Source organism: Ornithinimicrobium jinqii, assembly GCF_045032595.1.
Lineage (GTDB): Bacteria > Actinomycetota > Actinomycetes > Actinomycetales > Dermatophilaceae > Ornithinicoccus.
Map to the genome: position 1 here is coordinate 1 of NZ_JBJFZS010000049.1, position 6,994 is coordinate 6,994.

Below are 6,994 nucleotides of genomic sequence, written 5' to 3' on the forward strand. Positions count from 1 at the left end.
CGCTGCCGCCACGCCCTCACCCCGACCACCACCGGACAGGAGGAAAGCACTGCTACCGTCCCCGCACTGACGGCCTGATCAACCCACCGAAGGATCACCGTCGTACACCACTCCACCGGACTTGACCGTGCGCGCCCTGATCGAGCTCGACGGATACCTGAAGGTCCGGCAGGCGTTCATGCGGGCCAACATGGTGCTGGCGGGCATCGCGGTAGTCGTTGCATGCAGCCTGATCGTGTTTGCTTGGGCGGCCAACCCTCCGAAAGCGGAGGATGACCCCGCCGATGGATCTGAGGAGACTGGCGGGGCCACCACTGGGTGGCTCGACCTTCGGGCCCCCGTCACCCAGCTTGCCAGGCAACCGCAGTGCGAACGCCCGGCGATGATTCCACAGGCGGCAGAGTCGCCCGTCTATGGGACGGCGTGGAAGGTGAGCTTGAGACCGAGGGCGTCGCAGACCCTGAGCACGGTCGACCAGGTGGGGTTGCCCTGGTCGGACAGGGCCTTGTAGAGCCCGTCGCGGCTCAGCCCGACGCGTCGGGCCAGCTCGCTCATGTTCCCCGAGCGCGCGATTACCCCGCGAGGGTACGGGGCACCGCGGTGGGGTCCTCGGCAGACTCCTCCAGCGCGATCTGCAGGTATGCCGCGACGTCGTCGATGTCGCCGAGGTAGTCGGCCGGGTCGAAGCGGGTGTACTGCTCAGTGGTCATGGTCGTCCTCCGTCGCGTGCCACTCTGCGGCGAGCTGGTGCGCCGTGGTGATGTCGTTCTGCTGTGTTGACTTGTCCCCTCCGCAGAGCAAGAGCACACGCGGTTGCCGCGTTGTGCGTAGTAGACCCGGTAGCCGGGTCCGTAGGTCAGCCGAAGTTCTAGGACGCCCTGGCCGACAGCCTTGGCATCACCGGGATTGCCATGAGCGAGACGGTCGATCCTGGACAGGATCCGCAGCCGTCCCTGCCGGTCCTTCAGCTTCCGCAAGCCACCGGTCGAAGTCCTTCCACGCTTCGTCCCCACGCTGATGTCGTGACTGGGCTTCGAGACATGCACCGAGGTGCCGTCCACGCGCCCCTGTGAGGGCCTACCGGGCTCTCCGGCGGACCGCTGGTGCGTCCGCGCCCAACGGGCAGACGAGGGCGCGGGTGGCCTTCACTGATGCACGTATGCTGCACGAAGGCGTCGATAGGGCACTGTTTCGTGCAATATGTGCAGGTCAGCGCGTTATGCCTGGGTGACTTGTAAGCAGGTGGTTGCGCGTTCGAGCCCCTTCTGCCCACACCGGTGCAAGAGGCCCCGCGCGGATCGCGCGGGGCCTCGTAGTGCAGTCGGTCGTGGTCAGCTCAGCTCAGAGGGGCCGGACCTTCTCCGCCTGCGGACCCTTCGGGCCCTGCGTCACGTCGAACTCCACCTTCTGCCCCTCCTGGAGCTCGCGGTAGCCGGAGCTCTCGATGGCGGAGTAGTGCACGAAGACGTCAGCGCCTCCGCCGTCCTGCTCGACGAAGCCGAAGCCCTTCTCGGAGTTGAACCACTTTACTGTGCCTGTAGCCACTGGTGCTGCCTCATTCTTGATCGCTGTCGGGGGCCGCGTGTGCAGAGCCTCCGGACCACCGAGCGTCCTCGATGCGGCACCCCCGATCGACCGGGGGGCGGAAACGTCGCAGGACACTGATACGGCGGGTCGATCTGACGCTAGCACGGGGACACGACCAGGGCCGCTGGCGCTGCGCGACTACAGCTCGCCGCTCTCCTTCCTCACGTCGGCGATCAGCGGCGCAGCAGCAGCCCCCAAGGCCTAGGCTCACAAGAGCAGGACTCGATGATTCACCCCTTTCCCGGTGGGTCTGACCTGTAGTTCGCGCTGCAGTGCTGACGCAGGAGGGTGGCCAGATGCGGGCGCATGCACCGCTCGATACATCGGTAGAGGTCGACGCGACCCGACAAGGCAGGGCGTGTCCGGCGCTCACGGCCCGATCATCTTCGCGACGGCTGTCCTGGTGAACGCCTCGACGGGCACCGACAGAGCTCCCCGAAGACGGGCCCGCGTGGTGTGGGCAGCGTTGTGGACGGCCCTCGTCTGGCCCCTCTTCGTGGCCGTCACCGCACTGACGACATCCTTGTGGGTGGTGGACCCCAACTACACCGAGACCACGCCGGTGAGCGATCTCGGCTTCTTCGCCCTGGGCGCGATGATCGGCGCCGGGTTCGCGAGCCAGATCCGGCGCCGACCTCCCGCTGCGGGGGTGGGGCAGAGCCTGCTCGCCGCTGCTGCCCTTGCCCTGTGCGGACTGCTGGGGAGCCGGGTCGAGCCCTTGGTCGGAGGTGTGGTTCTCACAGCAGCAGCGGTCGTACTCCTGGTGCTTCACCCACAGCCGCGGGGACTGCTGCACGCGCGGAGCAACCCCAGCGGGGTCGGTGCAGGGCTGGCCCTGCTCGCCGCAGCCGTGGGTACCGGCTATGCGGCCCTGATGATCGCCGCCGCCCTGGACGCCGGCCCGTCCTGCTTCCTGGGACGGTGCGCACACGGGGACCGGCTGGCGGAGTTGGCGGCCACCGCCCTCGTCATTCCGGCTCTCGCGGCGTTGGCTGCGTGGAGGGTCGACGGCTGGCGGCTGCCGCTGTGGAGTGCCGGCCTGGGTGCCATCACTCTTGGCTCCTCCTCAACGCTCCTGCCACATGCCACCGGCTCATTCGGCGTCCCCGGCGGGGTCGCCTCCATGGCCTGGGGCGTCCTCCTTCTCGGACTGGGAGAACACGGCCGGATACACACACGCACAACCCAACGGAAAGCTACACAAGGAGAAGGAGAAATCGCATGAACGTCCTGATCGCTTACGCCACCCGGCACGGGGCCACGGCCGGAATTGCGGACCACATCGCCTCCACCCTGATTGGCCACGGCCTTTCGGCCGAGGCCAGACCGGTCGAGGACGTCGAGAGCCTCGACAACTACGATGCGGTCGTCCTCGGAGGAGCGGCATACATGTTCCACTGGCTCAAGCCCGCCGTGCGCTTCGCCAAGCAGCACCGCGCCGAGCTCTCTGCCCGGCCGGTCTGGCTGTTCAGCAGCGGCCCCCTGGGCACCGACCGCGTCGACGCCGAAGGCAATGACGTCCTCGCTGCGACCCGGCCCAAAGAGTTCGACGATCTCACCGCCATGATGAACCCCCGCGGTGAACAGGTCTTCTTCGGCGCCTACGACCCAGAGGCACCCCCCATCGGTATCGGCGAACGAATGACCCGCCACATGTCCGCCGCCCGCGACGCCCTTCCTGCCGGCGACTTCCGCGACTGGGACGCCATCACCGCGTGGGCAGACCAGATCGCGGCCGACCTCGTCCGCGCTGCCTCGTGACCTACCCCTCGACAGCGAACCCATCGAGCACGGGGAAAGGAGCGTTCCGCATGAAGCCTGCGATGCTCGGATTGGGACTGGCTGCGGGCGCGGGTGCGGCGCTGGCACTGCGAGCTCGGAAGGCTTCGACGCCCGGATGGTCCGCAGGTAACTTCCCTGCTGGCATGGGTTACGTGAAATTCGGCACCGGTGTCCGTTCGGTGCTGTGGATCCCCGACCCCAGCCACGCAGAGCCAACGACGGTCTACCTGCGCTTCATGGCCAAGGCCATCGCACCGTTCGTCCACGCTGGCTACACCGTGCACCTGGTGGGTCTCAGACCGCATCTGCCTGCCGCTGCCACCGTCAGCGACTTCGCCGATGACTACGCGAAGCTGATCATGGACGACTTCCATGGGCGGGTCGACCTGCTGGTGGCTGACTCCCAGGGCGGCGTGATCGGTTTTGCCCTGGCCGCCCGCCATCCGCACCTGTTCGGATCCTTCGCAGCAGTAGCAGCCAGCCACACGCTCGAACCGACTGCCAGAGAGGCCACCCTCGAGTCCGCGCGACTGCTCAGCGAGGGACGCCGTGCAGAAGCTGCCGACGTGATGGTGCAGCTGCAGAACCCCTGGCTTCGGACGCCGTGGCTTCGGAGCCTCATGGCGTCGGTGATGGCGCGCGTCATCATCCCGGCCGAGTACGACCGCAGGGACGTGCTCCTGGCCGCCCAAGCTGTCAACGACCCCGAGGTGGCCGACATCCTGCCCACCATCGCGGTTCCCGTCCTGCTGGTGTGCGGGGATGCGGACCACTTCGTCTCCGCAGCACTGTACGAGAGGACGGCACGGCTCATCCCCGACTCCACGTTGACCGTGTACTCCGGCAAGGGTCACCTGGGTGTCCTCTCGGACCCACGACTCGCCCCGGACATACTCAGCTTCGCCGCCCGCCCGATCGCGTGATCTGAGACGACCTCGCACGATGCGCATGGTCGCGCTTCCCGTGCGCAGAGCGGTGGTGCTGGGGGACTCCGTCCTGTCGGCAGGCCGTGCCCCGACCGGGAGCGATCCATATCGCTCTGAACTCGTGAGTGAAGACGTGGCGTACCTCAGAGGGTTCCACCTGCGCTCGTGGACGGTCAGGCCTGGTTGAGGGGGCTACAGCTGCGAAGACTCGTATGTGTGGCCTCCGGAGCATCGGCTCGCGTTCGTGCTGCCGGAAGACGCATGAGGGTGGCGCTCGGCGAGTCGGTCTCCGGTCGTGACGCCCTCGGCCTGTGCGCAGGGTGGCCGTCCGGGCGGCGCCGGCGACTGAGCCGCGCGCTGTGCAGGCCATAGTGGCGGCATGGAACGATCAGCCTCTGTCATCGCGCGCTGGCTTGAAGCCGGTGACCGTGCTGATGTGGACGCCTTCGACGCCCTCATGCATGCAGACGTCGTCATCCACGCTCCGCGCGGTCTCTCCACCGACAGTCGCGAGGCCGAGAAGAAGGTGTGGCTGGACGCCTTGGCCGCTATGCCGGACCTGCAGCACGAGGTTCAGGAGGTCGTCGTCGAGGCCGAGACGGAGATGGCCCGTGTCGTGGTGACGGGAACGCTCATTCGTGACTTCGCAGGTGTGCGTGCAGACGGTCGCAGCTTTCGGATGGACCAGGCGGTGATCTGCCACCTCCGCGACGGGAAGATCACCGAGGCGTGGGAGATCGCTGATGTCGGATCGCTGGTTGAGCAGGTCACCTAAGCTGTCTGCGAACGCGGGGACGGAGACTCGAAGGGATCGCTCTGCCCGTGGACGGAGCGGTGATTGTGGCGCGCGTCGACGCGGGCAGTGTGAAGCGTGACCATGGACTCGCTGAGCGGTCCCATCCAGGGCTGCGAGTTCACCGCCCGGCGGTCGGATCGTTGACTGGAGTAACGCCGCTCCGGAATGGGGACTGAGCTGTCCTCAGCAGTATGAGGCGTTCTACGCTCAGGACATGACCCACCGCATCCGCATCGCAGTCCAGATCCAGCCCCAGCACGCGGATTACGTCCAGATCCGGGACGCCGTGCGGCGCGCGGAGGAGATCGGTGTCGACGCCGCCTTCAACTGGGACCACTTCTACCCGTTGTACGGCGATCCCGACGGCAAGCACTTCGAGTGCTGGACAATGCTCGGGGCGTGGGCCGAGCAGACCAGTCGCATCGAGATCGGAGCCCTGGTCACCTGCAACTCCTACCGCAACCCCGACCTGCTCGCGGACATGGCACGGACCGTGGACCACATCAGCGGCGGGCGGCTGATCCTCGGCATCGGCGCCGGCTGGTTCGAGAAGGACTACGACAGCTTCGGCTACGAGTTCGGCACCGCCGGGCAGCGCATCGCAGCCCTTGGCCAGGCCTTGCCGCGCATCCGCAGGCGCCTCGCGGCCAGCAACCCGGCCCCCACCCGGCAGATCCCGATCATGATCGGCGGCGGGGGCGAGAAGAAGACCCTGCGCGTCGTCGCCGAGCACGCCGACATCTGGCACAGCTTTGGCGACACCGAGACCATCACCCGCAAGAGCGCCATCCTCAACGACCACGGCACCGACGTCGGCCGGGACGCCACCCAGATCGAGCGCTCGGCCGGGGTCTCGGTGGCCCCTGAGGAGGCCGCCGACGCGATGGTCGCAGCAGGCGTCACCCTGTTCACCGTGGGGGTCTCCGGGCCGGACTACGACCTCTCCCTGGTGAAGAACTGGGTGCAGTGGCGCGACGCGCAGGGGTGACGCAGCGCTGTGACGCGGGGCACCAGACGACGGGGCTCTCGCCCGCGTCGAGCTCGTCCGGTCCGGACCGAGTGAGTCAACGTGGTCATGCGTCATCGCGGTCGGCGTGCACCGCCCGCGCCCACCTGGCCGCAGCCGAAGACGAACCGGCAACTGCCCCGTGCCGAGGACGGGGCAATCGGTCCTCGACCTGCATGACGTCTACCGGCCCGTCGCTGCTCTTTCGCGAGAAAGAGGACCCTCCCCCATGGAGGGTCCTCTTCCAGGGGCCGAATGGCCCAGCAATGCCAGGGGTCGCGGTTATCCCGACCGTTCCTCTCAAGCACAACTCCATCACGGTAACCACGCGCACACGACCGCCGCATCCTCCTAGAGGTCCGTCCGGTGAACGGTGGGTTGGCCGCTTGGCTCAGAGGTTCTCCGCGGCCCGCCCGGTCGGGAGTGACCGTGCATGACTGGCCCCGGCCGGTACCCGGGCGTGCAGCGCCTCGATCGCGCGGTGGAGGCACCACACGGCGGATCTGCGCGTCGTGAGACAGGGAGGACAAGTCCTGCCACGCGGGGGCGCCACATCATGGGGATCGCGGGACAGCCGTAGAGGCGGACTGGGCGGCGGGCGACGTGCGCCAGCCAGTCCTACTACCTGTGGGTGCGGGCGGTGGAGAGGCGGCACACGTCGCAGGCGTAGCGCGGGGGCGCGGATCAGGTGGATCACGCCAGCTTGCACGATCGCTCGCGGGAAGACCGCGCTCCGGGTCGGGCGGGCCGTGTCAGACCGTCGCAGACGAGGCGGTGCGGTGCGGGCGGGTGTACGGTGTTGTCTCAGGGTCCAGCAGCGTCGCCCTACCGGTTGGACTTCTTCGGATCGTCGCCTGTTCGCGCGGGCCCCGTACGTCGTTGTTCCCGAGACCAAGA

The 6,994-nt window shown here is 67.8% G+C and carries 8 protein-coding genes and 1 pseudogene; 5 read left to right on the top strand and 4 right to left on the bottom strand.

What is annotated here, in order from left to right:
* Window positions 1-411: 411 nt before the first annotated feature.
* The 4 genes and pseudogenes from ACI3ET_RS16040 to ACI3ET_RS16055 form a co-directional block, all read right to left on the bottom strand.
* A complete protein-coding gene (locus tag ACI3ET_RS16040; RefSeq protein WP_405034077.1) occupies window positions 412-555 on the bottom strand; it encodes an addiction module antidote protein in 144 nt (47 codons plus the stop codon).
* A 17-nt stretch (window positions 556-572) separates the two neighbouring features.
* The gene (locus tag ACI3ET_RS16045) at window positions 573-710 is read right to left on the bottom strand and encodes a hypothetical protein (RefSeq protein WP_405034078.1); all 138 of its coding nucleotides are present in this window, start codon (window positions 708-710) and stop codon (window positions 573-575) included.
* 153 nt (window positions 711-863) lie between these two features.
* Window positions 864-1,061: pseudogene (locus ACI3ET_RS16420) on the bottom strand (hypothetical protein); the annotation flags it as partial.
* 280 nt (window positions 1,062-1,341) lie between these two features.
* Window positions 1,342-1,545 (bottom strand): cold-shock protein, encoded by a 204-nt coding sequence (locus tag ACI3ET_RS16055; protein WP_405034079.1) that lies wholly within the window; start codon window positions 1,543-1,545, stop codon window positions 1,342-1,344.
* 400 nt (window positions 1,546-1,945) lie between these two features.
* Here ACI3ET_RS16055 and ACI3ET_RS16060 point away from each other — a divergent pair, with 400 nt between their 5' ends.
* The 5 genes from ACI3ET_RS16060 (at window position 1,946) to ACI3ET_RS16080 (ending at window position 6,079) form a co-directional block, all read left to right on the top strand.
* Window positions 1,946-2,812 carry a hypothetical protein gene (locus ACI3ET_RS16060; protein ID WP_405034080.1) on the top strand — a complete coding sequence of 289 codons (867 nt, stop codon included), beginning with the start codon at window positions 1,946-1,948 and terminating at the stop codon, window positions 2,810-2,812.
* The gene (locus ACI3ET_RS16065; protein WP_405034081.1) at window positions 2,809-3,348 is read left to right on the top strand and encodes a flavodoxin domain-containing protein; all 540 of its coding nucleotides are present in this window, start codon (window positions 2,809-2,811) and stop codon (window positions 3,346-3,348) included. The genes ACI3ET_RS16060 and ACI3ET_RS16065 overlap by 4 nt, the downstream gene beginning before the upstream one ends.
* Window positions 3,349-3,398: 50 nt before the next feature.
* Window positions 3,399-4,292, top strand: coding sequence for an alpha/beta fold hydrolase (locus ACI3ET_RS16070; RefSeq protein ID WP_405034082.1), 894 nt, complete (start codon window positions 3,399-3,401; stop codon window positions 4,290-4,292).
* A 382-nt stretch (window positions 4,293-4,674) separates the two neighbouring features.
* Entirely contained in the window at window positions 4,675-5,070 is a 396-nt protein-coding gene (locus ACI3ET_RS16075; protein ID WP_405034083.1) for an ester cyclase, read from the top strand.
* A 235-nt stretch (window positions 5,071-5,305) separates the two neighbouring features.
* Window positions 5,306-6,079 (top strand): LLM class F420-dependent oxidoreductase, encoded by a 774-nt coding sequence (locus ACI3ET_RS16080; RefSeq protein ID WP_405034084.1) that lies wholly within the window; start codon window positions 5,306-5,308, stop codon window positions 6,077-6,079.
* Window positions 6,080-6,994: the final 915 nt, after the last annotated feature.

Coding starts and splice junctions, on each gene's coding strand:
- ACI3ET_RS16080 (WP_405034084.1), top strand. CDS start 5,306: ATGACCCACCGCATCCGCATCGCAGTCCAGATCCAGCCCCAGCACGCG.
- ACI3ET_RS16040 (WP_405034077.1), bottom strand. CDS start 555: ATGAGCGAGCTGGCCCGACGCGTCGGGCTGAGCCGCGACGGGCTCTAC.
- ACI3ET_RS16045 (WP_405034078.1), bottom strand. CDS start 710: ATGACCACTGAGCAGTACACCCGCTTCGACCCGGCCGACTACCTCGGC.
- ACI3ET_RS16070 (WP_405034082.1), top strand. CDS start 3,399: ATGAAGCCTGCGATGCTCGGATTGGGACTGGCTGCGGGCGCGGGTGCG.
- ACI3ET_RS16065 (WP_405034081.1), top strand. CDS start 2,809: ATGAACGTCCTGATCGCTTACGCCACCCGGCACGGGGCCACGGCCGGA.
- ACI3ET_RS16075 (WP_405034083.1), top strand. CDS start 4,675: ATGGAACGATCAGCCTCTGTCATCGCGCGCTGGCTTGAAGCCGGTGAC.